This window comes from Streptomyces sp. NPDC030245, assembly GCF_055572995.1.
Window position 1 is genome coordinate 242,471 of the sequence record NZ_JBVICF010000014.1, and the last position, 25,080, is coordinate 267,550.

A 25,080-nucleotide genomic window follows, 5' to 3' on the forward strand; every position below is an offset into this window, starting at 1 on the left:
GCGCCGGTCCTCGTCGGCGATACCCGATCGGATGGCGGGCCGCGTCCCGCTATGCTCGGGGGTGCACCGGTGAGGACCGTTAGCTCAATTGGCAGAGCAGTGGACTTTTAATCCATTGGTTGTGGGTTCGAGTCCCACACGGTCTACGGGGAAAGCCCAGCTCGGAGAGGTCTCCGGCTGGGCTTTCGGTGTGTTCGGGGGGTCAGGGGCGGCGGAGCGCCGCGATCTCGAACTCGACCGTCACCTTTGGGCTGACGAACAGCACGTCCAGGGCGTTCGCGGTCGCGCCCCAGTCCTTGCGGTTGATCAGGACGCTGCCCTTGAAGCCGACGCGCAGCTCGCCCCGCGCGTCGTGCTCGCCGCCAGTCGTCTCGACCGTCAGGGTGAGCGGCCTGGTCGTGCCGCGCAGGGTCAGGTCGCCGGTCACCTTGAAGGTGGTCGCGCCGACCTGCTCCACCTCGGTCGAGGCGAAGGTGATGACGGGGTGGTTCTCCGCGTCCAGGAACTTGGCGCGTACCGGGTCGTCGCGGAACTTGTTGTGGCTCTGCAGGCTCTTCGACTGGATCGTGAGCCGGACGCCGGACTTCGAGGGATCGTCGCCGTCGAGCTGTGCACTGCCCTCGAACTCCTCGAAGTGCCCCCGGACCTGGGGCCCGACCGAGTGCCGGGCGACGAAGCCGAGCCGGGTGCGGGCGGTGTCGAGGACGTACTCGCCGCTCAGTTCACTGAGCTTGGTGATGGTAGGCATTGCTTGCTCACTCCCGTGGATGGGTCGTGGATGCCTGAACATACCGCCGGGGTCCGCACCCTTTCGGGGTGCTCGAGCGCAGGACCACCCCGAATCAAGTGGTTCGACGCACCCCTCCGGATGGCGTACTGTTGTGTTTACCGACGCGGGGTGGAGCAGCTCGGTAGCTCGCTGGGCTCATAACCCAGAGGTCGCAGGTTCAAATCCTGTCCCCGCTACTGAAGACCCAGGGCCCGGAACCAGCACATGGTTCCGGGCCCTGGGTGTTTTTGTCACCCGACCGGCCCCCACCAGGTCGCACCCCCACCCCGCTGCGGGAACCCTGGGTGGAGCGCGGTGATGGGCGCGGAGTCGGCGGGAGACAAGCGGTGGGGCAGCGAGGAGTACCCGGCGACAGGGGGGCCAGGGGGGCCAGGGAAGCCAGGGGGGCCAGCGGGACCGAGCGTGCCTTCGTGCGGGTTCTGCCCCTCCTGCTGCTCATCGTCGGTGCCGGCTACGACATCGCGACCCCGCCGGAGTTCACCGCCGCTCCGCTCTTCACGGCGGCCCCGCTGATCGCCGCTCCCTTCTACTCCCTGCTCAGCACCGTCCTGACCGGCGTGGCGGCCACCGGCGCCGTCCTCTTCCTGCACTACGGCAACAGCGTCAGCAGCCATGTCGAGACCGTCACCGAAGTGGTCACCGTGGCGACCGTCGCCGCCCTCGCGATCGTGATCAACCGTGTCGTGCGCCGCGGCAACGACCGGCTCGCCATCGCCCGTTCCATCTCCGAGGCCACCCAGCGCGCTGTGCTGCCCGCGCCGGATCCGCGCATCGGCGGCCTGGACATCGCGGCACGGTACGAGGCGGCGCAGGCCGACGCGTTCATCGGAGGGGATCTGTACGCGGTGCAGGACACCCCGCACGGCGTGCGGCTCATCGTCGGCGACGTACGCGGAAAGGGCATGGGCGCGGTCGCGGCGGTCGCCGTCGTCATCGGCGCCTTCCGGGAGGCCGCCGAGCAGGAGGCCACCCTGGAGGCGGTGGCACAGCGACTGGAGCGGGCGCTGGCGCGCGAGGGCACCCGGCGCGACGGACTGGACGCGTTCGAGGGGTTCACCACCGCCGTCCTCGCGGAGATCCGGCACGCCGAGGGTTCCGTACGCCTGATCAACCGCGGGCACCCGCCGCCGCTGCTGCTGCGCGGCGACGGGCGGCTGTGCGTCATGTCGCCGAGCGAACCCGCGCTGCCGCTCGGCATGGGCGACCTGGGGGTCTGGCCGGACCGGGCGGACGAGTCGGAGTTCCCGCCCGGCGCGACGCTGCTCTTCTACACCGACGGCCTGTCGGAGGCGCGCGACGCGGCGGGGGAGTTCTACGATCCCGCGGCGCGGCTCGGCGGGCGGATCTTCCCGGGCCGGGGCGGCCCGCACGCGCTGCTCGCCGCCCTCGCGGGGGAGGTGCGGCGGCACACCGGGGGCGCCATGACGGACGACATGGCGCTGCTCGCGGTGCGGCGGCCCGCGGCCGGCGATGCGGAGGTCACCGCCGGTGACTGAAGTACACCGCTCCGCATAACGACTGACACACTGTCAAGAAAATGTAAAGCTCCGGTGTTTGAAGACCGGGGGTCAACTCGCCCCGGTCCGCACCTTCGTGTCCCGGTACGTACGGCCGATGAGCGTTAACGATCAACCGGAACGGCTTGGAATACGGACCCCCTGTCTATTAACGTTCGATAACGCAGCGCGGTCGTCCCAGCCGTCACTCGAGGCGGCTCCGCGCGCACGCGCCTAATCCCGCAAGGGAGCCGGGGAACCACCAACTTGGGGTGAATCGGGCAGCTGTGCCTCCGTGCCAGGTGCTCGTAGGAGACCTTCCTGCTCCGAACCCGTCAGCTAACCCGGTAGGCGAGAAGGAAGGAAAGGAGCGCGCCCCAGTGGCGTCCAACCGGCCTGCCCCCCGAGCCGTGTACGTTCCGAATGACGACGACTTCGGCGCGTACGACGAGGGCCCCCTCGCCTCCTCCGAGGAGTGGAACCCCACCGAGGAGTCCGTCCGCCCCGTCCGCGGCCGGCACCGCGTGCACAAGAAGAGCGGCGGCGGACTCGCCCGCAGCTCCACCGTGCTCGGCGTGGGCGTCATCGCCGCCGTCGGTGCGGGCGGCATCGCCACCGCGCAGGACGGCAAGCCGCCGGTCGCCATATCCCTGCCCGACCTGCCGGGCGTGGGTGCCGTCGCGGACTCGCTGCCGGCTGCCGAGTCCCTGCCGGGCGTCGGCGCGCTGATGTCCGACGACGCGCCGGAGACGACCACGGCCGCGGCCGCCGCTCCGCTCACCGCAGCCGGGGTCGGCGCGGGCGACGCCGAGCAGGGCACCACCGACGCGGGCGAGGCGCTGCGCGCCCGCATCATGCAGCAGGCCGAGAACCAGCAGGAGCAGGCGGACACCGCCGTGCGCACGGCCGCCGAGGAAGCCGCGGTCAAGAAGGCCGCCGAAGAGGCCGCCGAGCAGCAGAAGGCGGCCGAGAAGGCGGCGGACGCCAAGGCCGCGGCCAAGAAGAAGAAGGAGGAGGAGGCCCGCAAGGCGAAGGCCGAGGCCGAGCGCCGCGCCAAGCTCGCCAAGAGCTACGCCCTGCCCACCTCCTCGTACACCCTCACGTCGCACTTCGGTGACGCCGGTTCCATGTGGTCCTCCGGGCACCACACCGGTCTGGACTTCGCCGCTCCCACGGGTACCCCGCTCAAGGCCGTGCACACCGGCACCATCAAGGAGGCCGGCTGGGCGGGCGCCTACGGCTACCGCACCGTGCTCGAACTGGAGGACGGCACGGAGGTCTGGTACTGCCACCAGTCCTCGCTCAACGTGAGCGCGGGTCAGAAGGTCAGCACGGGCGACGTCATCGGCCGCGTCGGCGCGACCGGCAACGTCACCGGTCCCCACCTCCACATGGAGGTCCACACGCCCGGCGGCTCCGGGATCGACCCGCTCGGCTGGCTTCAGAGCAAGGGCCTGAACCCCTGAGAGCCTGTGCCTGACCCCTCTGAAAGACTCCGGCGGTCCTGGCGACAACCCCCCGACGCCAGGGCTGCCGGTCCCGGGAACGGAATGGTGTTTCCGGTGGTGGTGTTGGAGAACGTATGACTTCTCTTCGCCAGCTTGGCTCCTCCGACCTCGAGGTCTTCCCGCTCTCCCTCGGCGGCAACGTCTTCGGCTGGACCGCGGACCGGACGGCGTCCTTCGACGTCCTCGACGCCTACACCGCGGCCGGCGGCAACTTCATCGACACCGCCGACGTCTACTCGGCGTGGGCGGAGGGCAACCGGGGCGGCGAGTCCGAGACCCTCATCGGCGAGTGGCTGGCCGAGCGCGGCAACCGCTCCGACGTCGTCATCGCCACCAAGGTGAGCGCGCACCCCGAGTACAAGGGCCTCTCCGCGGCCAACGTCAAGGGCGCGGTCGACGCCTCGCTGCGCCGCCTCGGCACCGATTACATCGACCTCTACTACACCCACTACGACGATCCTTCGGTCCCGGTCGAGGAGATCATCGGCACGCTCGACGAGCTGGTGCGGGCCGGCAAGGTGCGGGCGATCGCGGCCTCCAACATCACCCCCGAGCGGCTCCAGGAGTCCCTCGACCTCTCCGACCGCGAGGGCCTCGCGCGGTACGTCGCGCTCCAGCCGCACTACAACCTCGTCTCCCGCGACACCTACGAGGGCCCGCTCCAGGAGGTCGCCTCCCGCTCCGGCCTCGCGGCCGTCCCGTACTACGCGCTCGCGTCCGGCTTCCTCACCGGCAAGTACCGCGAAGGCGCCCGGGTGGAGAGCGCGCGCAGCGGCCGGGTCGAGGAGTACGTGGGGAGCGAGCGGGGCGACCGGGTGCTCGCCGCCCTCGACGAGATCGCCGGGGCGCGCGGTGCCGAGGTCGCGACCGTGGCGCTCGCCTGGCTCGCCGCACAGCCGACCGTCGCGGCGCCGATCGCCTCCGCGCGCACGGTGGAGCAGCTGCCCGCGCTGCTCGCGGTCGGCGACCTCGAACTGACGGAGGCGGAGGTCGCGGCGCTGACCGCGGCGTCCGCCTGACGCCCGGCGGTCAGCTGTCGCGGTAGGGGTTGTACGCCGGGTGGCCGTGCACCGGGTAGCCGTACGCCGGGTAGGGCTGCGGCTGTCCGTACGGGGGCGGGGCCTGGCCGTACGGCGCGTACGGCATCGGGGGCCTCACCGGTGCCGTCGCCCCCGCCGCGTACGCCAGGGCGGGGCGGGCCGGTCCGCGGCGCTCCCAGAGCTTTTCGAGGAGCTCCCGCTCGCGTACGACGAAGTCGGCACCGGCTCGCCCGCGGCGGCCCCGGTGGCGCAGGAGCGCGAGCGACGTCGCGTACGTCTGGTACTCGGCGACCGTGCGGGCCGCGGCCTTCCCCCAGGTGTGGGCGGCGTAGTCGCGGGCCAGTGAGCGGGCGCGCATCGAGCCGAGCGCGTACGGCTCGGGCGGGGTGAGCCAGCCCGCCGCCGTGTACACGGGCAGCTCGGTACGGACCATGCGCAGCTCGCGCTGCCGGGTCCAGATCGCCAGCCAGGTCAGCAGGCCGAACGCCGGGAGCATGAAGAGGGCGTACACGGCGAAGAAGCCGTACTCCCCGAAGACCGCCGAGCCGTTCCACAGCGCGTGCACGCCCATCGCGAGCAGCAGTCCGGTGAGCGGGAGCAGCACGCGGCGCAGGTGCCGGCGCTCGGCCGAGAGCGCGGCGATGCCGAAGCCGATGCCCGTCAGGACCGTGAACAGCGGGTGCGCGAACGGGGACATGACGACGCGGACGAAGAACGTGGCGGCCGTCACCGACGCGAGGCCGCTGTCGCGGCTCAGCTGGTCGGTGACGAAGGCGTTGCCCAGATAGAGGATGTTCTCGGTGAACGCGAAGCCGGTCGCGGTCACGCCGGCGATGACGATGCCGTCGACGATGCCGGTGAAGTCGCGTCTGCGGAAGAGGAAGATGAGCAGTACGGCCGCCGCCTTGGCGCTCTCCTCGACGATTGGGGCGATGACGGTGGCGCCGAGGGTGTCGGCGCTGCTGGGGTCGGCGGTGGCGGTGGCTATCCAGCGGATCGCGAAGCTGTTGGCGACGATCGCTATGAGCGCGGCCGCGCAGGCGCCCCAGGAGAAGGCGAACAGGAGGTTCCGCCAGGGGCCCGGTGCCACCCGGTCCAGCCAGCGGAACGCGGCGACGAGCAGCGGCACGGGCACGGTCGCGAGGCCGAGCCCGACCAGGAAGCCCTCGGTGCCGGTCTGCTCCCTGACCAGGGCGAGGATCACCAGGCCGGAGAGGGCGAGCAGGGTGACGAGCGCGGCCACGCGTATCGCGCGCCGCTGCCACCAGTGGACGTGGCGCAGCGCCCCCGGGGCGGGCGCCTCCGGGGGTATCGGATACGACGGACTGGTGGCCACGTCGTCGACCCTAACGAGGGTGGCGGGCGGCCGCGACGGTGCCTCAGCCCTGGGCGGGGGCGGTGGGGTCCTGCGGCGGGGCGACCCGGCGGAACAGCAGGTCGTGGACGACGTGCCCCTTGTCCAGGCCCTGGCCCTCGAAGCGGGTGCGGGGGCGGAAGTCGGGGCGCGGCGCGAACCCACCGTCGGCCTGTGTGTTCTCGAAGTCGGGGTGCGCGGTGAGCACCTCCAGCATCTGCTCGGCGTACGGCTCCCAGTCCGTCGCGCAGTGCAGCAGCGCGCCGGGCTTGAGGGAGGGCGCGGCCAGCGTCAGGAACTCCGGCTGGATCAGGCGGCGCTTGTGGTGGCGGGCCTTGGGCCAGGGGTCGGGGAAGTAGACGCGGAGGCCGTCGAGTGAGGCGGGCGCCAGCATCTCGCGGAGGAGGATGATCGCGTCGCCGTTGGCCACGCGGACGTTGGTCAGGCCGTGCCGCTCGGCGAGGGCGAGGAGGTTGCCCTGGCCCGGGGTGTGCACGTCGACGGCGAGGATGCCGGTGTCCGGGTCGGCGGCGGCCATCTTGGCGGTGGCCTCGCCCATCCCGAAGCCGATCTCCAGGACGACGGGCCCGGTGAACGGCGTCCCGCCGTCCCCGAAGAGCTCGGCGAGGTCCAGCGTGCGCAGCCCGTCGATGTCCAGGCCCCACTGGGGCCAGAGCCGGCGCAGCGCGTCCCCCTGGCTGGTGGTCACCCGGCTGCGGCGCGGCTGGAAGCTGCGGATCCGCCGCTCGTGGTGCGAGCCCGCGGGGTCGGGCGAGGGGCCGCCGGGGAACCGCGGCGCGGCCTGCACGCGGCCGCCGGACCGGGAGACGTGGGAGCTGCCGGAACCGCCGGAGGCGTCAGGGATACGGGAAGAGTCAGACACAGTGCGGCAATTTTACGGGGCGAGCGGGGGTGGGGTCGTGCCCCGCAGCACGCCCAGCGCCCGGCGGGCGACCTCCCTGCCCACGGGGAGGGACGCCGTCGCGGCGGGCGAGGGCGCGTTCAGTACGTGGACCGTGTGGGCGCCTTCACGGATCAGGAAGTCGTCGACCAGCGTGCCGTCCCGCAGGACGGCCTGGGCGCGGACGCCCGCGGGGGCCGGGACCAGGTCGGCGGGGCGGACCGCGGGCAGCAGCCTGCGCACCGCGTCGGTGAAGGCGGACTTGGACGCGGAGCGGCGCAGCTCACCCGCTCCGTACCGCCAGTGGCGGCGGGCCAGGTGCCAGGAGCCGGGCCAGCCGAGGGTGCCGGCGAGCTCGCGGGGGCGGACGACCGACCAGTCGTACCCCTCGCGGGCGAGGGCGGGGACCGCGTTCGGTCCGACGTGGACGCCGCCGTCGATGCCTCGGGTGAGGTGGACGCCGAGGAAGGGGAAGGCCGGGTCGGGCACGGGATAGACGAGGCCGCGCACCAGCTCGGGGCGGGCGAGCTCGAAGTACTCCCCGCGGAACGGGACGATCCGCATGGCCGGGTCGTCGCCGGTCAGGCGCGCGATCTCGTCGCAGTGCAGCCCCCCGCAGTTGACCAGGACCTTGCCGCGGACGACGGAGCCGTCGGCGGTGCGGACCGCGACGCCGCGCTCGGGGCGGCGGTCGATGTGGACGGCCTCGCCGGCCGCGCCGAAGCGGATCTCCGCGCCGGAGGCGTCGGCCAGGTGCCGCGCCACCGCGCCGTAGTCACAGATCCCCGTCGTCCCGACGTGGATGGCGGCGAGGCCGCGGACCTCCGGCTCGTACTCGGCTATCTGGGCGGGGCCGAGCTCGCGGACCGGGATGCCGTTCTCCCTGCCGCGCTGGACGAGGGCGTGCAGGCGGGGCAGCTCCGCGCGCTCCGTGGCGACGATCAGCTTGCCGGTGACCTCGTGCGCGATGCCGTACTCCGCGCAGAACTTGACCATCTCGGCGGCGCCGCGGACCGCGTACCTCGCCTTGAGGGAGCCCGGGCGGTAGTAGATCCCGCTGTGGATCACGCCGCTGTTGCGGCCCGTCTGGTGGCGGGCGGGGCCCGGCTCCTTCTCCAGGACCGTGACCGTGGTGCCGGGAGCGCCGCGCGTGAGCGCATACGCCGTCGCGAGCCCGACGATGCCGCCGCCGATCACCAGCACGTCGCAGTCGTACGCGACCTTCTTCACCGCGCCTCACCTCCCACCACAGATACTGCCCTGCGCCACTGACAACGCCGCCAAACCCCGGGCGCCGGATGCTCCCCCGCCGCTCCGCGCCGGTTCACCCGGCCTCAGCCGGCGGTTCACCGCGCGGCGGCGGCCCTAGGGGGGACCCGGATCTACGCCGGGGCCACGAGGAGGGGCCTGGCCCGCTCGCGGAGCTCGACCACCCGCGGCTCGTCCCCGTACGGCTCCAGGCGGTGGAGCAGGTCCTTCACGTACTCCGTGGTCCTCGCGGACGAGATGCGCCCGGCGACCTCCAGCGCCCGCGTGCCCTGCTCGCACGCCGCGTCGAGGTTCCCGGACTCCAGCTCGGCGACCGCCGACACCACGAGGCGTAAGCCGTGGGACCGGACGAATTCCTCCGTGGGGCGGGACAGCGCCTGTTCCGTGAAGCGCCGCACCTGCCGGGGGGCCTTCAGGTCGCGGTAGCACTCGGCGGCATCGGCGGCGAAGCGGTCGTACGAGTAGAAGCCGAGCCAGGTCGGGTCGTGGTCGCCGTCCCTGGCCCGCTCCAGCCACCCTTCGGCGGCCCGCAGCGCCGCCCCCGCGGCCTGCGCGTCGTTGGCACGCGCGTGTGCCCGTGCCTCGACGAGGCGGAAGAAGCTCATGGTGCGGGCGGTGGCGAGGCCCCTGTTCCGCTCCAGGGCGGCCTGCGCGAGGTCGACCCCCTCGTCCCCGAAGCCGCGGTACGTCGCCTGGAGGGACATGGACGCCAGGACGTACCCCCCGAGGGGGACGTCGGCCGCCGCACGCGCGAGGCGCAGCGCCTGGATGTAGTACCGCTGGGCGGCCTCCTGCTGGCCGGTGTCGAAGGCCATCCACCCGGCGAGGCGGGTCAGCTCGGCCGACGCTCCGAAGAGGGCGCGTCCGACCTCGTCGGAGTACGAGCCGAGGAGCAGGGGAGCCGCCTCGACGCGCAGGCACTCCGGGACCATCGAGGAGCGCCAGTCGCCGCCCCCGTACTTGGAGTCCCAGCGGCGGGCGTCCTCGGCGGCCTCCCGCAGCTTCAGTACGTCACTGTGGCCGACCTTCATCGGCGCGCCGCTGTCGTCGGCGTGCACGGCGTCGCGGGGCGTCTCGCGGGAGACGTCGCGGGCGACGGAGCTGTCGGCCGGGGTTATCAGCCAGCGTGACGCGGGTGTCGCGTACGCGCTGACCGCGAAGGAGCCGGCCAGGGACTGCCAGATCCCGCCGCCCGCGCGCCGGCCCGCCAGATCGAGGCGGTACAGCTCGGTCGCGGACTTCACCGCCGCGCCCACGTCACGGGGGAAGGCGAGGCCCACCTCCGGCGCGGGGTCGGCGTCCGCGAGGCCGATCTCGTGCAGCGGCACCGGGCGGCCGAGCTTCTGTCCGATGGCCGCCGCGATCAGGTGCGGGGCGGCGCCCTGCGGCACCATGCCCTTGGACACCCAGCGGGCCACCGACGTCTTGTCGTAACGGAGCGTCAACCCGCGTTGGGCGCCGAGGTCGTTGACCCGGCGGGCGAGTCCCGCATTGCTGATTCCCGCGAGGGCGAGAACGGTGCCGAGCTTTTCGTTCGGCCCGCGTTGCTCCCTGGACATGCGCCACCCCTCGGACACAGACGGCTGCCGGGCGGTGCTGGACCGCTCGGCATTCGTGCTGCGTTCCCCCGGGGGCAGCCCTGCCCGAGCCGTCGCGCGCCGCGATTCCGGGCGTCCCGCCCCCGGGCTCCGCGCGCGGTGGCCGGAATGGCGGCCGCAAGAGCGCTTGGCCGATCCTCCAGGTATATGCCTCCGCGAAAACATCAGCACACACAGCGTAGTTCGCCGCATCCCAAGCGTTAAGAGGCGCAGTTCCGGATGGCGAGATTGTTGTCCGTGCGGAAGTGCGCGGACGGCTCCGCGTGCTCCCGCCGTGTGGCCGTGCGCCCGTGTGTGCGCTCTTCTCCGGCCATGGGGGGAGCGCTTCCATTGGCGATGCGTGGGTCGGCCCGCTGCGCTGGAGTCAGTGGGCTGGGGGACACCGCCGCCTCCATCCCCGCGGGCGGCGGACCGGTCCGGGAGGCGAACACCGCCTCCCGGGCTGTGTGTTGCCCTCGAACGGTTCCGCCGTGGGCCCATCACAGGCCGATTTGGCCGAAAAGCATCTCTGTACAAGAACCGGCATTTCGCCCACGAGTGTGGAGTGCGCCCACCCTCGTGCGGACCGCGTACGCCCTGCGCACAGGTCGCTCGCAAGGCATCCTCGAGGCAGACCCGAGGTGCTTCCAAGGAGAGCACCTTCGTTCTGCGCTTCAACCACCGCCCTCCAGGGGCGTATTCACCGCCGCTCCAGCGGCCCCGCGGCCCTTCCCGCACGCCTCCTTCGTGGCAGCATGGGACCCCCAGATCTGTCCACAGCCTGTGGAGGCAGCGATGCGGTGGTTGGTGGGGTGGAGCAGTACCACCGCGAGACCCTCGGTGGTGGGCTCGGCCGGAGCCACCGGAGACGACGGCGAGACCGTGCACCCCGTGGGCTCCCAACTCCTGTGGGGCGACCCGGATCCCCTCTGGGCGGTCGGCGACTGGCGGGCCGACGAAGTACGCACAGTGACGGCCGACGAGCAGACCCGCATCGCGGTCCTCGGCGTCTGCGGAGCCTCCGACGAGGAGCTGCGGGTCGGCCTCCTCGCCGCCCGCGGCGGCGCCCTGCGCCATCTGACCGCCTGGTCCGGCAGTTACACGGCGGTCGTCCAGGTCGGCCGCCGCGTCATGATCGCAGGCGACCTGGCCGGCGCCCGCCCCGTCTTCTTCACCCCCTGGGCGGGCGGCACCGCCTACGCGACGGCCGCGCTGCCGCTGGCCGACCTCATCGAGGCCCACCTGGACATCGGCCACCTCGCGGCACTGCTCGCCGCCCCCGACGTCCCCGAGGCCCTGCACGACTCCACCCCGTACCAGGGAGTGCGACGCGTACCACCGGGGCACGCGCTGATCCTGCGCGCGGGCGCACGGGAGATCGCCGGGTACGAACCGGTGGCCTCGCTGGCCGTCGCGGCGCCCACGGCCGACGCCGACAGCGCCGTGGACGGCGTACGCGACGCCCTCATCGAGGCGGTACGCGCCCGCCTCACCGCCCCACGCCACGTGCCGGGCATGGACGTCGACCCGGGACCGGTGCCCGGCATGGGGCCCGCGGAACGGCGCGCGGCGCGCGGCATGCCGGTGCCCGGCATCGGAGCCGACCTCTCCGGAGGACCCGCTTCGGGCACCCTCGCCCTCCTCGCTGCCGGCCTGCCCGGGATGCCCGGCACCGTTCTCGGGCACGGCACGGGCGCGGGCGAGCGCCTCCTCGCCGTCACCTTCAACGACCTGGCCGTCAACGGCCGCGAGGCCGAACTGGAGCGGGCCGGCGCCATCGCGGCCAACCCCCGCCTGCACCACGTGGTCGTCGCCGCGGGCGAGGAAGCCCTGCCCTACGCCGACCTCGAAGGACCGCTGACGGACGAGCCGAGCTCCACCCTGGTGACCGCCCAGCGCCACCGCGCACGGCTCTCGTCGGGCAGCGCCGACCACTTCACGGGCCACGGCGCCCGGCAGGTCCTCGACGCCCACCCCGCCCGCCTCGCCGACCTCCTCATGGACCGCAGACGGCGCCACATGGTGCGCCCCGTCGCGGCGCTGGCGAAGGCCGACGGCTCGGTGCTGGTCCCCGCGCGCGTGTACGGCGCCGCCCGCAAGCTCGCCCGGATGCCGCACAGGGCGGGCGTCGAATCGCTCGCCGACCAGCTGCTGCACCGCCGCTTCGACGAGCCGGGCGGAGCGGTCGGGGCGTCGCTCGCCGCCCTCGCGTGGGCCCGGCCCGGACCCGCCGCGCGCTGGCTCACCGGTGAGGCCCTCGCAGAAGTATCGGTTCGGCTGCACGACACCACCATGCGTCCCGGCGGCCCCGGCCAGCGCCCCGGCGAGTTCCGCGCGCGGGCGGCCCTCGCCCGGCACGCCGCCGACCTGCGCGTCCTGGAACAGGCGGCCGAGGTGCGCTTCCAGCGCCTGCACGCGCCCTTCCTCGACAACCAGGTCGTCCGCGCCTGCCGCGCGCTCCCCGAGGCCCTGCGCGTCCAGCCCGGCGCGCGGGCCGCCATCCTGCGCACCGTCCTGGAAGGCGCCGGAGTCGCCGACCTGCCGGCCGGCTGGGGCGCTCCGTCCCACACCTCGAACACGGTCGCCGCCCGCACCGGGCTCCGCCTCGCGGTGGACGACCTCGTCGCCCTCTTCGACACCCCGCTCCTCGCCCAGGCGGGACTGGTCGAGGCCCGCGTCGTCCGCAAGGCCCTGCGCGCGGCCGCCGAGGGGGAGCCGCTCCCGCTGGACGGCCTGGCCGATCTGGTCTCCACCGAGCTGTGGCTGCGCCGGCTGCTGTCGCGAAGAGGAACGTGCTGGACGGGCACTCCAGCACGGCAGCGGGCTGTTCCTACGGGGAGTGTGGTTCCGGAGAGGGGCGCACTAGGGGCGGGGCGGTAGCGGTACGCCGGAGCACCTCACCGTCAGGCACACCCGGCGACATACGCCGGGAAAGAAAGCACGGGCCCTCACGCACCCGTACGGGGAGAATGACGTGGTGCGGTACCGAATCCTGGGCGCCACCGAGGCGTACGACGACCAAGGCGCCCCCCTGCCCGTGGGGGGCCAGCGGCTGCGCGCCCTCCTCGCCGCCCTCGCGCTCCACGCGAACCGCACGGCCACCGTCGGCGCCCTCATCGACGAGGTCTGGGCCGACGACCCGCCGGCCGACGCCCCCGCCGCCCTCCAGGCCCTCGTCGGCCGGCTGCGCCGCGCGCTCGGCAAGGACGCCGTCGCGTCGGCCCCCGGGGGCTACCGCCTCGCCGTCGCCCCCGCCGACGTCGACCTGCACCGCTTCGAGGAGCTCACGCGCGAGGGCAGGTCGGCCCTGGACCGCGACGACCCGGCCCTCGCCGCCCGCACCCTGCGCGACGCCCTCGCCCTGTGGCGCGGCCCCGCCCTCGCCGACCTGCCCGACCGCACCACCGCGGCCCGTCCCGAGGCCCTGCGCGCCGAGGCCGTCCGCGCGCGGATCGAGGCGGACCTGCTCCTTGGCCGCGCCCCCGACGTCGTACCGGAGCTGCGGGAACTGACCACCGCCCAGCCGTACGACGAGACGCTGCGTGCCCTGCTGATCCGCGCCCTGCGCGACGCGGGGCGCGGGGCGGACGCCCTCGCCGCCTACGAGGACGCGCGCCGCTCCCTCGCCGACGGACTCGGCACCGATCCGGGGCCGGAACTGCGGGCGCTGCATGCGGAGTTGCTGGCGGGGCCGGAGCGACCGGCGCACGAGGGACAGGAACCGGCCGAACCCGATCCGTCGCCGTCACCATCGCCGTCGCACGCACACCGGCCCCCGGGCAGAACCGGGCAGAACGGGAACATCCGCACCCGCTTGACGTCTTTCGTCGGCCGGGAACCCGAACTCGCGGCCATCCGTTCAGACTTGCACAGAGCACGCCTCGTCACCCTCACCGGACCGGGCGGCTCCGGCAAGACCCGCCTCGCCGAGGAAGCCGCCGCCGGGCATCCGCAGGCATGGCTGGCCGAGCTCGCCCCGCTCGACCACCCCGAGGCGGTGCCCGGCGCTGTCGTCAGCGCGCTCGGTCTGCGTGAGACCGTGCTCATGACCAGCGAGCTGTCCGCCCCGCAGGACGACCCGATCGCCCTGCTCGTCGAGTACTGCGCCCCGCGCAGCCTGCTCCTGCTCCTTGACAACTGCGAACACGTCATCGGTGCCGCCGCCGAGCTCGCCGAGGCCCTCCTCACCCACTGCCCCGGCCTCACCATCCTCGCCACCAGCCGCGAACCCCTGGGTGTGCCGGGCGAGTCGGTGCGCCCCGTGGAGCCGCTCCCGCCCGACCCGGCCCACCGGCTCTTCACCGAGCGGGCCATGGCGGTGCGCCCCGGCTTCGACCCCGGCGAGGACGCGGCGGCGGTCGCCGAGATCTGCCGCAGGCTCGACGGGCTGCCGCTCGCCATCGAGCTGGCCGCCGCCCGGTTGCGGCTGCTCACCCCGCGCCAGATCGCCGACCGCCTCGACGACCGCTTCCGCCTCCTCACCAGCGGCGCCCGCACGGCCCTGCCGCGCCAGCAGACCCTGCGGGCCGTCGTCGACTGGTCCTGGGACCTCCTCGACGACGCCGAGCGGACCGTGCTGCGCGAGGCGTCCGTCTTCGCGGGCAGCTGGGACCTCCCCGCGGCGGAGGCCGTGTGCACCGCGCCCGCCACCGACCTCATCGGCGCCCTGGTCGACAAGTCCCTGATCGTGGCCGTCCCGGACGCCGGCCCCGCGGACGGCGGCATGCGCTACCGCCTCCTGGAGACCATCCACGAGTACGCCACCGAGCGCGCCGCCGAGACCCCCGGCGTCCTCGCCGCGGCAGAGGCCCGCCACTCGGCGTACTTCGCGGACCTCGTCGCCCGCGCCGAGCCGCTGCTCCGCTCCGCGGAGCAACTGCCGTGGATCACCCGCATGGAGACCGAGCTCGACAACATCCGGGCGGCCCTCCAGCGCACCGTCGAATCCGGTGACACGGCGTCGGCGATCGCGATGGCGCTGCACACGGGCTGGTTCTGGTGGCTGCGCAACTACCGCAGGGAGGGCTCCGACTGGATGGCCCGCGTCCTGGAGCTCGCCCCGCCCGGCCTCCCTGCGGAGGACGACCCGCTCTACTGGCCGTGGATGAACCTCCACCTGCTGCACCTGTGCCTGATCGCCGAGTCCAGCCCCGCCGACTCCCTGACCCACCAGGGCGAGCGGACCGACCCGGAGCGCGTCGCGGCGCTGCGGGCCGCCTTCGAGAGGCCGGTGCCGGAGGCCGCCCGCTTCCCCGGGCTGCTCTGGCCGTTCACCGTCTTCTTCACCGGCGGCACCCACGAGGACGCGCTCGCCCCGCTGAACCGGACGATCGAGAACTGCCGCAGGTACGGCGGGGACTGGGACCTCGGCGTCATCCTCATGTTCCGCACCCACATGGCCGTCGACATGCCGGGCAACCTCTCGGGCGTCGACGAGGACCTGGCGGAGCTGCGGGAGCTGAGCCGCCGCGTGGGCGACCGCTGGATGCGGGCCCAGGTGTGCGGCGCGGCGGGCGAGGCCGCCCTGGCCCGCAGCCACCACGAGGAGGCGCGGGGGGAGTACGAGGAAGCGCTCCGCCTCGCCTACGAGGTGGGCGCCCATGCCGAGGCGCCGTTCCTGCTCGCCCGGCTCGCCGAGATCTCCTACCGCGAGGGCGACAGGAACGTCGCGCTGAAGGTGCTCGACGAGGCGAGCCGCGAGGCCGAGCGGTACGGGGTGACGGACTCCCGTGCCTTCGTACGACTGCTGCGCGCGATCATGGTCCTGGAGGAAGGGGACGTCGTCGAGGCGCGCAGGCTGCTCCAGGAGGCCCGCAGCGAGGCCTCGTACGGCAACTCGCCGCCCCCGCAGTTCGAAGCAGGTCTCGACGGAGTGGAGGCCCGCGTCGTCGCGGCCGAGTCGGGGCCTGCCGCGGGCCTGCCGCTCATCGTCGCCGCGGTGCGCACGGCGTGGACGGCCCGGTGCTCCGAAGTGATCGTGGCGTCCCTGATGGACGGCGCCGCCGTGCTCCTCAGCGACCTCGGCGACCACCCGCGCGCGGCCCGGCTGCTCGCCGTCGCCACCTCCCTGCGCAACGGCAACCCGCGCCCCAGGCCGGAGGCCGTGGACGCGGACCGCGTGGCGCGCGAGGCACTGGCCGTGCTCGGCCCGGACGGGTACGAGCGGGAGCGCGCCGCGGGCAGCGCCCTGACGGTCGACGAGGCGATCACGGAGGCGGCCGAGGCAGCCGAGGCAGCCGAGGCGGTGCCCCCGCACAACCCGGTGCAGGACACCTAGACGCAGGGCATCTAGACGCAGGACATCCGCGACTGCGCCCAGTCCGCGAGGGCCGTCGTGTCGAACGGCGTGTGCGGTTCGACGACGAGCCGGACCGTCTTGCGGCCCGTCAGGTCCACGTGCACGGCCACCGCCGGGTCACCGCCCTTGACCAGCGGCGACTGCCACAACCGCGCCCCGTCCCCGAACACGGAGAAGCGCACCCTGCCGAGCCCCATCGTCATGTCGTCGACCCCGACGACCGCGTCGTACGTCGAACAGCTGCGGTTCAGATCGATGGTGACGGAGGACCTGCCGTGCACGGTCACGCCGTGGGAGTACCGCTTGTCGCCGATCGAAAGGCCCCAGCGCTGCCACACCCAGCTGCTCTCGCCGAGCCGCATCTCGGGCTCGGTGCCGTCGCCGGTGAGGCCGTACTTCAGCTCGTTCCACTGGTAGACCTTCGGGGCCGGTGGCGGCGGCGGCTTCGGGGTCGGGGTCGGGGTCGGGGTCGGCTCGGGCGGGGTGGGGGTGGGCTTCGGGGCCGGCGGGGGCGGCTTCGGCCGAGGCTTCTCCTTCGCGGGAGGCTTCGGCTTCGGCGTGGGGGACGGGGTGGGGGTGGGGCTGGGTTTCGCGGCCGGCACGGGCGGCGGGGGCGGTTCGGGCTTCGGCTTCGACGACGGCGGCTTCTGCGGCACGATCGACTCGGACACCGCGGGGTCCTTGGCCTTCGGCGGCGGATCCTCCTTGGGCTTGCCGCTGCCTCCGGAGAGGGCGATCGCCGCGGCCACCCCGGCCGCCACGACGACGCTCGCCGCGATACCCGCCTTCGCGGGGGCGCCGAGCCCCTCGGACGCGGCGGCACCGCCCGCGGCCGAACCGCCGACCGACCCGCTCGCCGCGGCCGCACCCGCGGCCCCCGCGGCGCCCGCTGTCGCGGTGCCGCCACCGACGAGCGCCGCCACCTTCGCGTACCCGGCGGCACCGAACCAGCCGATGACGGCGATGGGCACGACCGCCGGGATGCCGCTGGCCACGTCCTTGATCTGGCCCGCGGCGAGCCGGCACTTGGCGCACTCCTCCAGGTGCTTGCGCAGCCCCCGCTCGGCACGGGTGCGCAGGCCGCCGCGGGCGTAGGCACCGAGCCGGTCGGCGTAGCGCGCGCACTCCTCGCTCTCGGTGAGCGTGGCGCTGACGTGTGCCTGGAGATAGGCCTGCTTGAGGCCTTCGCGGGCGCGGCTCGCGAGCACCCGCGTGCCGTTCGCGTCGAGGCCGAAGAGCGTGGCGACCTCGCTCGGGGACTCCTCCTCGACCTCCGTGTGCCACAGGACGGCCTGCCAGCGCTCCGGCAGACTCCGGAAGGCCTGCATGGCCATCGACTGCTCGGCCTCGTGCATCGCGCGGACGTCGGCGCCCAGGTCCAATGTGTCGTCGTCCGAGACCTCGGTGCCGCGCGCCGCCTGCGCGGCGAACACCGCGAAGTCGTCGACCAGTTGCTCCCGCTTCGCCGACTGCGTCCACCCGGCGGCGACCCGCCGCACGGTGGTGAGCAGATAGGCGCGCACGGCGTGCTCGGGCCCGCTGCCGCCGCGCACCGCCTGCAACATGCGGGCGAACACCTCGGCGGTGAGGTCGTCGGCGGTGTGGGCGTCCCGGCAGCAGGTGCGCGCATAGCGGCGCACGGCACCGGCGTGCCGGCGGTACAGCTCCTCGTACGCGGAGTCGTCGCCGGAGCGCATCCGGGCGATCAGGTCGGCGTCGGACCGTGGGGCCGCCTCGCCGCCCTCACGCTGCGGTGGCACGCGCGACCCACCGGTCTCCGTGCCGCCGTCCGAGGGAGCCCCCTCGCCGAGCCCGGCGGACGACTCGTCCGGACCGTCAACACTCATCGCGGACCGCCCCCGGTTGCACACTCAGACCCGACCACCGGGAAAGAGTGGCACACGGGCGTGCCGAGGCCGACGGTGCGGACGTTCAACCACCCGTCCGGGGCGATTTACCGCGATGGAGCACTACCTTTCACCCGTTCGGGGAAGGCTCAACGTTCGCTGTCTGACGCGAGGTCGAGCCTTCCGCCGAACGGCCCGGCCGGTTACGCGGGCCGGGACCGCAGCCCTTCGAGCAGGATGTCGAGCAGCCGCGAAGAGGCCGCCGCCTGCTGTGCCGCGTCGGGCAGCGAGGGCGCCGCCGTCGCTATCACCAGCAGGACGTCGGCCACCGTCACGTCCGCGCGCAGCTCGCCCGCGGCCCGGGCCCGGTCCACGAGGCGGCCGACGACCTCGAGCAGAGTCGCCGCCCCCGCGTCGTCACCCAGGGAGGCCGACTCCTCCACGGGTGCCTGGCGCTGTTCGATCAGACGCAGCTCGGGAGAGTCCGTGGCCGGCTGCCGCTGCTGCGGCACCCGCGCCTCGTCCTCCTTGGCGGCACCGTCCTCGACGCTCACCCGCAGCACCTGCGGCGGCAGCAGCCGCCCCGCACCCGACGCCACCGACGTCCGCAGGAAGCGCGAGAGCGCCGACCACGGCTCGTCCTCCTGCCCGAGCGCCGCACGCGCCTGATCCGTCAGCCGGGAGGTCTCCTCCTCGGCTATCCGCCTGACCAGCACGTCCTTGCTCGGGAAGCGTCGGTAGACAGTGCCGACACCGACCCGCGCGCGGCGCGCCACGTCCTCCATCGGCGCGCCGTACCCCAGCTCGCCGAAGACTTCGCGTGCCGCCCTGAGCACATGTTCGAGATTGCGCTGTGCGTCGACACGCAGCGGTGTCGTGCGCGCTCCTTCCCCCATGTCACGTCCGTTCCCGCTCGGGCCGACGGCTGACGCCGGCACGGCGGCGGAAGTCCAGTGAGTCTCCTGAATGTGCATACACGTTCCCCCGGTAATGACGTCTCCCCCCGGAGACACTCCCCGCCATTGACTACCGACGTGTGAGGAGCGAGCCCTTCCGTGAGCCGGGAATCCGGCCCGACGAGCGCATCCCCCGACACCCCGACGTCCCACGAACATAGTTGAGCGGGAGTCAATTCAGAAGAGGCGGGTTCCGCACAGCGCGCCCCCCGATCGGAGTACGCGCCCTTTCAGGCCTTGTCGCACCCCTCTTCCGCACCCTCCCCGCCCAGGCTGACCTGGGCACCTCCGCCACCCCTCGGCACGCCGCCGGGCCTTTCCCGCACACCGCGTCCGGTCACACAAATTGCCGGGCCTGTGGACAAACTCCGGAGCCGGGTGCGTCATGGGATGGTGAAGGCTGCGATCTCCCGGGGGACGACCCCCGTACCTCCGGACTGTGTGCGCATTCTCGTCGTCGGCGGCGGCTACGTCGGCATGTACACCGCGCTGAGACTCCAACGAAAGCTGAAACGGGAGCTCAAGCGGGGCGAGGTCGAGATCGTCGTGATCACTCCCGACCCGTACATGACGTACCAGCCGTTCCTGCCCGAGGCGGCGGCCGGCTCCATCTCGCCGCGCCACGTCGTCGTGCCGCTCCGCCGCGTCCTCGACAAGTGCCGCATCGTCATCGGCGAGGTCGGGTCCGTCGACCACGCCAAGCGCACCGCGACGTTCACCACCCTCGCCACCGAGGAGGAGGGCACCGGGCCCGTCCGGATCGCGTACGACCACCTCGTCATGGCCCCCGGCTCCATCGCGCGCACGCTGCCCGTCCCCGGCCTCGCCGAGTACGCCATCGGCTTCAAGACCGTCGAAGAGGCCATCGGGCTGCGCAACCACGTCATCGAGCAGATGGACATCGCCTCCTCCACCCGCGACCCCGCGATCCGCGACGCCGCCCTGACCTTCGTCTTCGTGGGCGGCGGCTACGCGGGCGTCGAGGCGCTCGGCGAGCTGGAGGACATGGCGCGCTACGCCACCCGGTACTACCACAACATCAAGCCCGAGGACATGAAGTGGATCCTCGTCGAGGCGACGGGCCGGATCCTGCCCGAAGTCGGCGACGAAATGGGCAAGTACACGGTGCGCGAACTGCGAAGGCGCAATATCGACGTACGCCTCGACACGCGGCTTGACTCCTGCGAGGACCGCGTGGCCGTCCTCAGCGACGGCGCCCGCCACCCCACCCGCACCGTCGTCTGGACCGCGGGCGTCAAACCCCACCCCGTACTCGCCGCGTCGGACCTGCCGCTGAACGAACGCGGCCGCCTCACCTGCACCGCACGGCTGACCGTCGAAGGCACCACGCACGCGTGGGGCGCGGGAGACGCCGCCGCGGTCCCCGACGTCACGGCGGTCCGGGCCGGCACGGAGTGCGCGCCCAACGCCCAACACGCCGTACGCCAGGCCAAGGTCCTCGGCGACAACATCGTCGCGTCCCTGCGCGACCGGCCCCTCCAGGAGTACACGCACAAATACGTGGGCTCCGTCGCCTCATTGGGACTGCACAAAGGTGTCGCGCACGTCTACGGACGCAAGCTAAAGGGCTACCCTGCCTGGTTCATGCACCGCGTCTACCACCTGAGCAGAGTGCCGACCATCAACCGCAAGTCCCGAGTGCTCGCCGAATGGACCCTGTCCGGCCTGTTCAAACGCGAGATCGTCTCCCTGGGGTCGCTCGAACACCCCCGTGCGGAGTTCGAACTCGCAGCCGGTGGCGAACGCCCGAAGGAGTCCTCCTGACCGGAGTCAGGAACTCCCCGCACGGCACCGGCGTCTGACGGTTGTCAGTCCGTTCGGCCAGACTGTCCGTGTGACCATGGGCAGGCCGTCAGGCCGACACCAGGGACGTCCGCTCGCGACATGCTGTGTTCCCGATCCAGAAGCGACACCACGAGGCCTACCGCAGTGAACTTCACGCGCTGGAGCGCCCGGCTCCCCGGAACGCAGCGCCGCGCAGCAGCGCGGACCGAACAAGCGATCGCCCCGGCACCGCGCGGGGACGGCTCCGTCCCCGCGGCCCGCGCCGAGCGGCCCACCGACGGAGCGGAGACCGCACCCCCGGACGGCACCGCGGGCGGCCCGGGACCCGACGGCGTCGACGAACTGCCGATCCGCGAGGTGCTCGACCGCATCCCCGCCCTCGTGGCCCTCGTGCACGGCACCGACCACCGCATCGCGTACGTCAACGACGCGTACGTGGCCGCCTTCGGCCCCCGCCCCGTCGGCGAGACCGCGCGCGTGGCACTGCCCGAGCTGGAGGAGCTGGGCCTGCTGCCCCTCCTCGACCAGGTCCTGCGCAGCCGCAAGCCGCGCACCGTCAAGTCCCGCAAGGCCCCCACCGGCCGGTCGTACACCTTCACGTGCACCCCCGTGACGCTGCCCCTCGGCGGCTCCGCCACGGGCCCCGGAGCGGGCGGCGGCGTCCTGGTCTTCGCCGCCGACGTCACCGACCACGCCGAGGCGGCCGAGCGCCTGCGCACCAGCGAGCGGGCCCAGCGCGAGACAGCCGTCACCCTCCAGAAGTCCCTCCTGCCCCAGGAGCTGGAGCAGCCCGACGACCTCCGCATCGCCGCCACATACCAACCGGGCGGCACCGAGGCCGCGGTCGGCGGCGACTGGTACGACGTGATCACCCTCGGCGGCGGCCGCACCGCCCTCGTCATCGGCGACGTCATGGGCCGCGGCGTCCGCGCGGCGGCCGTCATGGGCCAGCTCCGCACCGCCGTGCGCGCCTACGCCCGCCTCGACCTGCCCCCGCACGAGGTCCTCCAGCTCCTCGACGGCCTCGCCGCCGAGATCGACGCGAGCCAGATCGCCACCTGCGTCTACGCAGTGCACGACCCGAACGAAGGAAGCCTCGTCTACGCCTCCGCGGGCCACCTCCCCATCCTCGTGCGCGACGAGAACGGCACCATCCACCGCGCGGAGGAGCCCACAGGACCCCCGCTCGGCACCGGCGGCTGGCTCCACACCTCGGGCTCCGTACCCCTCGGCCCCGGCTCGACCGCCGTCCTCTACACGGACGGCCTCGTCGAGCGGCGCAGCGAGGACATCGACGAAGGCGTGGCCGCCCTGGAGCGCGCCCTGGCCGGCGCCACCGGCACCCCCCAAGTGGTCTGCGACCGCCTGATCCGCGCCCTGGGAGTGACCGCCGACCACGACGACGACGTCGCCGTCCTGGTCCTCCAGCACCCCGCCCGCGCCGGCTCGGACGCCGAGCTCTTCAGGAACGCGGCCCTGGAACTCCTCGGCGGCGTCGAAGCGGCACCACGCGCGCGTGCCTTCGCCACGGGCGTCCTCGCCAGCTGGCGCTTCTCCCCGGAACTGCACGACCTGGGCGTCCTCGCCGCCAGCGAACTGGTCGCCAACTCCCTCCAGCACGGCACCCCGCCGATGCGGCTCCGCCTGCGCCGCACCGACCGCCGGCTGATCATCGAGGTCACCGACGGCGACGACCACCTGCCGCGCCGCCGCCGCGCCGAACCGGCCGACGAGGCGGGACGCGGCATCGCCATCGTCGCCACGATCGCGTCGAACTGGGGCTCGCGCCGCACACCGGGCGGCGGCAAGGCCGTCTGGTGCGAGTTCGCGCTTCCCAAGTAGCGCGCGTCCCGCGCCGGCCGTGCGCGGCGGGTGTTACGCGTCGGCCGTGGCGGGCGCGGCCGCAGTAGGGCCGCCCTGCGCCACCACCGGGCTCTTCGCCAGCGACGGCTGGTTCTGCACGGGGGTGAGCCCGCGCCCGAGCCGCACCGCGAGCACCGTGATGCCCAGCGAGAACAGCACGAACGTCACGATGTACGGGACGTGCAGCGCGGCACCCATCGGCCCGCCCACGGCCGGACCGACCGCGAGAGCGAGCTGCTTCACCAGGGCGAACGCCGAGTTGTACTGACCGACCATGCCGCCCGGCGCGAGGTCCGCGACCAGCGGCGCGACGGTCGGCGACAGCATCGCCTCACCGAGCCCGAAGAGGGCGTACGTCGACACGAACGCGGCGGTCGCCATCGCCTGGCTGCCGTGCCCGAGCCCGGCGTACCCGGCGAGGAGCCATGCGAAGGCCCAGATCAGACCGACGGCCGCGATCACCCGGGACCGCTTGCGGCGCTCGACGAACTTCAGGACGGCGAACTGCGCGAGCACGATCATCGCCGTGTTGGCGGCCAGCGCGATGCCGAGCGTCGACGGCGAGATCCCCGCGGCCTCCACGCCGTACGCGGAGAGGCCCGACTCGAACTGCCCGTAGCAGGCGAAGAAGATCACGAAGCCGAGCACGCACAGCTGCACCATGGCCTTGTGCTTCAGGAGCGCGCGCATGCCGCCCCGCGGCGCCGAGGCGTCCTTGGGCATCGAGTCCTGGATGGACGGCGCGTGCGGCAGCCGCACGGTCAGCGCGATGGCCGCGAGCACCAGGAACATCACGGACTCGATGGAGAACAGCAGCGTGAAGCTGCCGGGCCGGTCCTCGTCGACGATCTGGCCGCCGATGAGACCACCGATGCCGAGGCCCAGGTTCTGGAGGAAGAACTGCATCGCGAAGGACCGCGTACGGGTGGCGGGCGTCGACGACCACACGATCATCGTCGCCAGCGCGGGCTGCATCACGGCCGTACCCGCGCCGAGCAGGGCCGCGGAGAGGATCGCCGTCGTCTCACTGTCCGCGACGCCGAGCGCGACCGCGCCCACGGAGGCGACGACCGCCGCGCCCACCAGCACGGGGAGAGGACCCCGACGGTCGATGACGCGGCCGGTGATGGGCAGGACGATCAGCGCGGCCATGGCGAACGCGGCGAGCACGATGCCCGCCGCACTGGATCCGAGCTCCCGCACCTGCGCCACGTAGACGTAGAGGAACGGGACCGTGAAACCGATGCCGAACGCGCTCAGCGCGCTGCCTGCCTGGATACGACGCATCGCTGCGCCCATCGCCCTGGTCACTTTCACCTGCCTTGAGAGTCGATGCGAAGCCTTAGAAGTGAAGACTTCGAAGCTAAAGTTAGGATCTAAACAGTACACACTGAAGGACTTCAATGCCAAGCGGGCCCGTGCCATACTCGGCCCATGGGTGACACCCCCGGCCCGACCGAGCCGACACTTGAAGAACAGATCGCCGCGTATCAGCGCGAGTTCCAGGACCTCGACCCGCAGGTCGAGCAGATCGTCTCGGCCCTCGGCCGCCTGAACCGCCGGATGAACGTGGCCTACGGGCGCCAGACGGCGACCCTCGGGATAAGCAACGCCGAGTGGGAGGTCCTCAAGGCCCTCGTCCTCTCGGGGGCCCCGTACCAAATGGGCCCCGGTGAGCTGGCCAAGCGGCTTGGCCTGACGCCCGCGGCCATGACCCACCGCATCGACCGCATGGTGGCGGAGGGCCTGGTCACCAGGGACCGCGACGAGTCCAACCGGGTCCGCGTGATCGTCGAGCTGACCGCAGAGGGCCGCGAGAAGTGGCTGGAGGCGATGCGCCTGGCCACGGTCTTCGAGGAGGATCTCCTCCAGGACCTGTCCCAGGAGGAGCGCGGCGCCCTGGGCGAGGTGCTCACCCGTCTTCTACGTCGCGTGGAGTACGCCCAGCCGGACGCCGGCGGACGCCTCACCGATCTGGACTGAACCGCCTCCGGCGGGGCACAGGGTGGGGTTGACAGCCACCCAATGGATCCGTAAGGTTCTTCGGGTTGCCACGGAGCCGTAACGGTTCTGCGACAGCACATCCCGCCGCTGATCGAGCGGCAAACCAAACTCAGCACGACCTCCCAACGGATGCAATTCGGCATGCCCGAATTCAATTCCAAAGGCTCGATTATGAGTCGCCGGGAAAACCCGCTAGAGTTTGAGACGTCGGAACGGCCCAACAGCCGCGAAGACACCTCCCGCTGACTGGGAGTCAGGCCCGAAAGGATCTGATAGAGTCGGAACCGCCGGAAAGGGAAACGCGAAAGCCGAAAGGCCGGAGCGGGAACCGGAAAGGCACCGAGGAAATCGGACACGAAAGAGTCTGATAG

The 25,080-nt window shown here is 72.9% G+C and carries 16 protein-coding genes, 2 tRNA genes and 1 riboswitch; of the genes, 10 read left to right on the plus strand and 8 right to left on the minus strand.

The window, feature by feature from the left end; translation table 11 throughout:
- The first annotated feature begins 73 nt into the window (after positions 1-73).
- Positions 74-146, plus strand: a tRNA-Lys gene (locus ACZ4Z4_RS32815).
- Between the two features lie 56 nt (positions 147-202).
- On the opposite strand, the gene ACZ4Z4_RS32820 is transcribed toward ACZ4Z4_RS32815, so the two are convergent.
- Positions 203-748, minus strand: coding sequence for a YceI family protein (locus ACZ4Z4_RS32820; protein ID WP_468335509.1), 546 nt, complete (start codon positions 746-748; stop codon positions 203-205).
- Between the two features lie 144 nt (positions 749-892).
- Between ACZ4Z4_RS32820 and ACZ4Z4_RS32825 the strand changes: the two genes are divergently transcribed.
- From ACZ4Z4_RS32825 to ACZ4Z4_RS32840, 4 genes are all read left to right on the plus strand, one after another.
- A tRNA-Met gene (locus ACZ4Z4_RS32825) sits at positions 893-966 on the plus strand.
- Between the two features lie 93 nt (positions 967-1,059).
- On the plus strand, positions 1,060-2,286 hold the full coding sequence (locus ACZ4Z4_RS32830) for a PP2C family protein-serine/threonine phosphatase (RefSeq protein WP_468335575.1): 1,227 nt from the start codon (positions 1,060-1,062) through the stop codon (positions 2,284-2,286).
- Positions 2,287-2,507: 221 nt separating this feature from the next.
- A riboswitch (cyclic di-AMP (ydaO/yuaA leader) is annotated at positions 2,508-2,655 on the plus strand.
- An 11-nt stretch (positions 2,656-2,666) separates the two neighbouring features.
- Positions 2,667-3,752, plus strand: a complete 1,086-nt coding sequence (locus ACZ4Z4_RS32835; RefSeq protein ID WP_468335512.1) for a M23 family metallopeptidase — start codon at positions 2,667-2,669, stop codon at positions 3,750-3,752.
- 116 nt (positions 3,753-3,868) lie between these two features.
- Positions 3,869-4,813 (plus strand): aldo/keto reductase, encoded by a 945-nt coding sequence (locus tag ACZ4Z4_RS32840; protein WP_468335515.1) that lies wholly within the window; start codon positions 3,869-3,871, stop codon positions 4,811-4,813.
- A 10-nt stretch (positions 4,814-4,823) separates the two neighbouring features.
- Here ACZ4Z4_RS32840 and ACZ4Z4_RS32845 read toward each other — a convergent pair whose 3' ends face one another.
- From ACZ4Z4_RS32845 to ACZ4Z4_RS32860, 4 genes are all read right to left on the minus strand, one after another.
- The gene (locus ACZ4Z4_RS32845) at positions 4,824-6,170 is read right to left on the minus strand and encodes a PrsW family intramembrane metalloprotease (protein ID WP_468335518.1); all 1,347 of its coding nucleotides are present in this window, start codon (positions 6,168-6,170) and stop codon (positions 4,824-4,826) included.
- A gap of 43 nt (positions 6,171-6,213) precedes the next feature.
- Positions 6,214-6,996: a tRNA (guanosine(46)-N7)-methyltransferase TrmB gene (gene trmB, locus ACZ4Z4_RS32850; protein WP_468335579.1), complete on the minus strand. Its 783-nt coding sequence runs from the start codon at positions 6,994-6,996 to the stop codon at positions 6,214-6,216.
- Positions 6,997-7,083: 87 nt separating this feature from the next.
- On the minus strand, positions 7,084-8,319 hold the full coding sequence (gene lhgO, locus ACZ4Z4_RS32855; protein WP_468335521.1) for an L-2-hydroxyglutarate oxidase: 1,236 nt from the start codon (positions 8,317-8,319) through the stop codon (positions 7,084-7,086).
- Between the two features lie 152 nt (positions 8,320-8,471).
- Positions 8,472-9,917, minus strand: coding sequence for an MFS transporter (locus ACZ4Z4_RS32860; protein ID WP_468335523.1), 1,446 nt, complete (start codon positions 9,915-9,917; stop codon positions 8,472-8,474).
- An 813-nt stretch (positions 9,918-10,730) separates the two neighbouring features.
- Here ACZ4Z4_RS32860 and ACZ4Z4_RS32865 point away from each other — a divergent pair.
- Together ACZ4Z4_RS32865 and ACZ4Z4_RS32870 are read left to right on the plus strand one after the other, a co-directional pair.
- Entirely contained in the window at positions 10,731-12,815 is a 2,085-nt protein-coding gene (locus ACZ4Z4_RS32865; RefSeq protein WP_468335526.1) for an asparagine synthase-related protein, read from the plus strand.
- A 97-nt stretch (positions 12,816-12,912) separates the two neighbouring features.
- Positions 12,913-16,212, plus strand: a complete 3,300-nt coding sequence (locus ACZ4Z4_RS32870; protein ID WP_468335582.1) for an ATP-binding protein — start codon at positions 12,913-12,915, stop codon at positions 16,210-16,212.
- Between the two features lie 11 nt (positions 16,213-16,223).
- On the opposite strand, the gene ACZ4Z4_RS32875 is transcribed toward ACZ4Z4_RS32870, so the two are convergent.
- On the minus strand, positions 16,224-18,080 hold the full coding sequence (locus ACZ4Z4_RS32875) for a sigma-70 family RNA polymerase sigma factor (protein ID WP_468335529.1): 1,857 nt from the start codon (positions 18,078-18,080) through the stop codon (positions 16,224-16,226).
- Between the two features lie 203 nt (positions 18,081-18,283).
- Positions 18,284-19,054 carry a TetR/AcrR family transcriptional regulator gene (locus ACZ4Z4_RS32880; RefSeq protein WP_468335532.1) on the minus strand — a complete coding sequence of 257 codons (771 nt, stop codon included), beginning with the start codon at positions 19,052-19,054 and terminating at the stop codon, positions 18,284-18,286.
- Positions 19,055-19,426: 372 nt separating this feature from the next.
- Between ACZ4Z4_RS32880 and ACZ4Z4_RS32885 the strand changes: the two genes are divergently transcribed.
- Both ACZ4Z4_RS32885 and ACZ4Z4_RS32890 read left to right on the plus strand, forming a co-directional pair.
- Positions 19,427-20,821, plus strand: coding sequence for an NAD(P)/FAD-dependent oxidoreductase (locus tag ACZ4Z4_RS32885; protein WP_468335535.1), 1,395 nt, complete (start codon positions 19,427-19,429; stop codon positions 20,819-20,821).
- A gap of 165 nt (positions 20,822-20,986) precedes the next feature.
- Positions 20,987-22,684 (plus strand): ATP-binding SpoIIE family protein phosphatase, encoded by a 1,698-nt coding sequence (locus ACZ4Z4_RS32890; protein WP_468335538.1) that lies wholly within the window; start codon positions 20,987-20,989, stop codon positions 22,682-22,684.
- A gap of 33 nt (positions 22,685-22,717) precedes the next feature.
- On the opposite strand, the gene ACZ4Z4_RS32895 is transcribed toward ACZ4Z4_RS32890, so the two are convergent.
- On the minus strand, positions 22,718-24,004 hold the full coding sequence (locus ACZ4Z4_RS32895) for an MFS transporter (protein ID WP_468335541.1): 1,287 nt from the start codon (positions 24,002-24,004) through the stop codon (positions 22,718-22,720).
- Positions 24,005-24,139: 135 nt separating this feature from the next.
- Here ACZ4Z4_RS32895 and ACZ4Z4_RS32900 point away from each other — a divergent pair, with 135 nt between their 5' ends.
- The gene (locus ACZ4Z4_RS32900; protein ID WP_468335544.1) at positions 24,140-24,688 is read left to right on the plus strand and encodes a MarR family winged helix-turn-helix transcriptional regulator; all 549 of its coding nucleotides are present in this window, start codon (positions 24,140-24,142) and stop codon (positions 24,686-24,688) included.
- Positions 24,689-25,080 lie beyond the last annotated feature (392 nt).

What these genes read in the sequence shown, in the direction of transcription:
- ACZ4Z4_RS32820 (WP_468335509.1), bottom strand. Translation starts at nt 748, where the DNA reads ATGCCTACCATCACCAAGCTCAGTGAACTGAGCGGCGAGTACGTCCTC.
- ACZ4Z4_RS32840 (WP_468335515.1), top strand. Translation starts at nt 3,869, where the DNA reads ATGACTTCTCTTCGCCAGCTTGGCTCCTCCGACCTCGAGGTCTTCCCG.
- ACZ4Z4_RS32860 (WP_468335523.1), bottom strand. Translation starts at nt 9,917, where the DNA reads ATGTCCAGGGAGCAACGCGGGCCGAACGAAAAGCTCGGCACCGTTCTC.
- ACZ4Z4_RS32865 (WP_468335526.1), top strand. Translation starts at nt 10,731, where the DNA reads ATGCGGTGGTTGGTGGGGTGGAGCAGTACCACCGCGAGACCCTCGGTG.
- ACZ4Z4_RS32875 (WP_468335529.1), bottom strand. Translation starts at nt 18,080, where the DNA reads ATGAGTGTTGACGGTCCGGACGAGTCGTCCGCCGGGCTCGGCGAGGGG.
- ACZ4Z4_RS32880 (WP_468335532.1), bottom strand. Translation starts at nt 19,054, where the DNA reads ATGCACATTCAGGAGACTCACTGGACTTCCGCCGCCGTGCCGGCGTCA.
- ACZ4Z4_RS32885 (WP_468335535.1), top strand. Translation starts at nt 19,427, where the DNA reads ATGGTGAAGGCTGCGATCTCCCGGGGGACGACCCCCGTACCTCCGGAC.
- ACZ4Z4_RS32895 (WP_468335541.1), bottom strand. Translation starts at nt 24,004, where the DNA reads ATGGGCGCAGCGATGCGTCGTATCCAGGCAGGCAGCGCGCTGAGCGCG.
- ACZ4Z4_RS32900 (WP_468335544.1), top strand. Translation starts at nt 24,140, where the DNA reads ATGGGTGACACCCCCGGCCCGACCGAGCCGACACTTGAAGAACAGATC.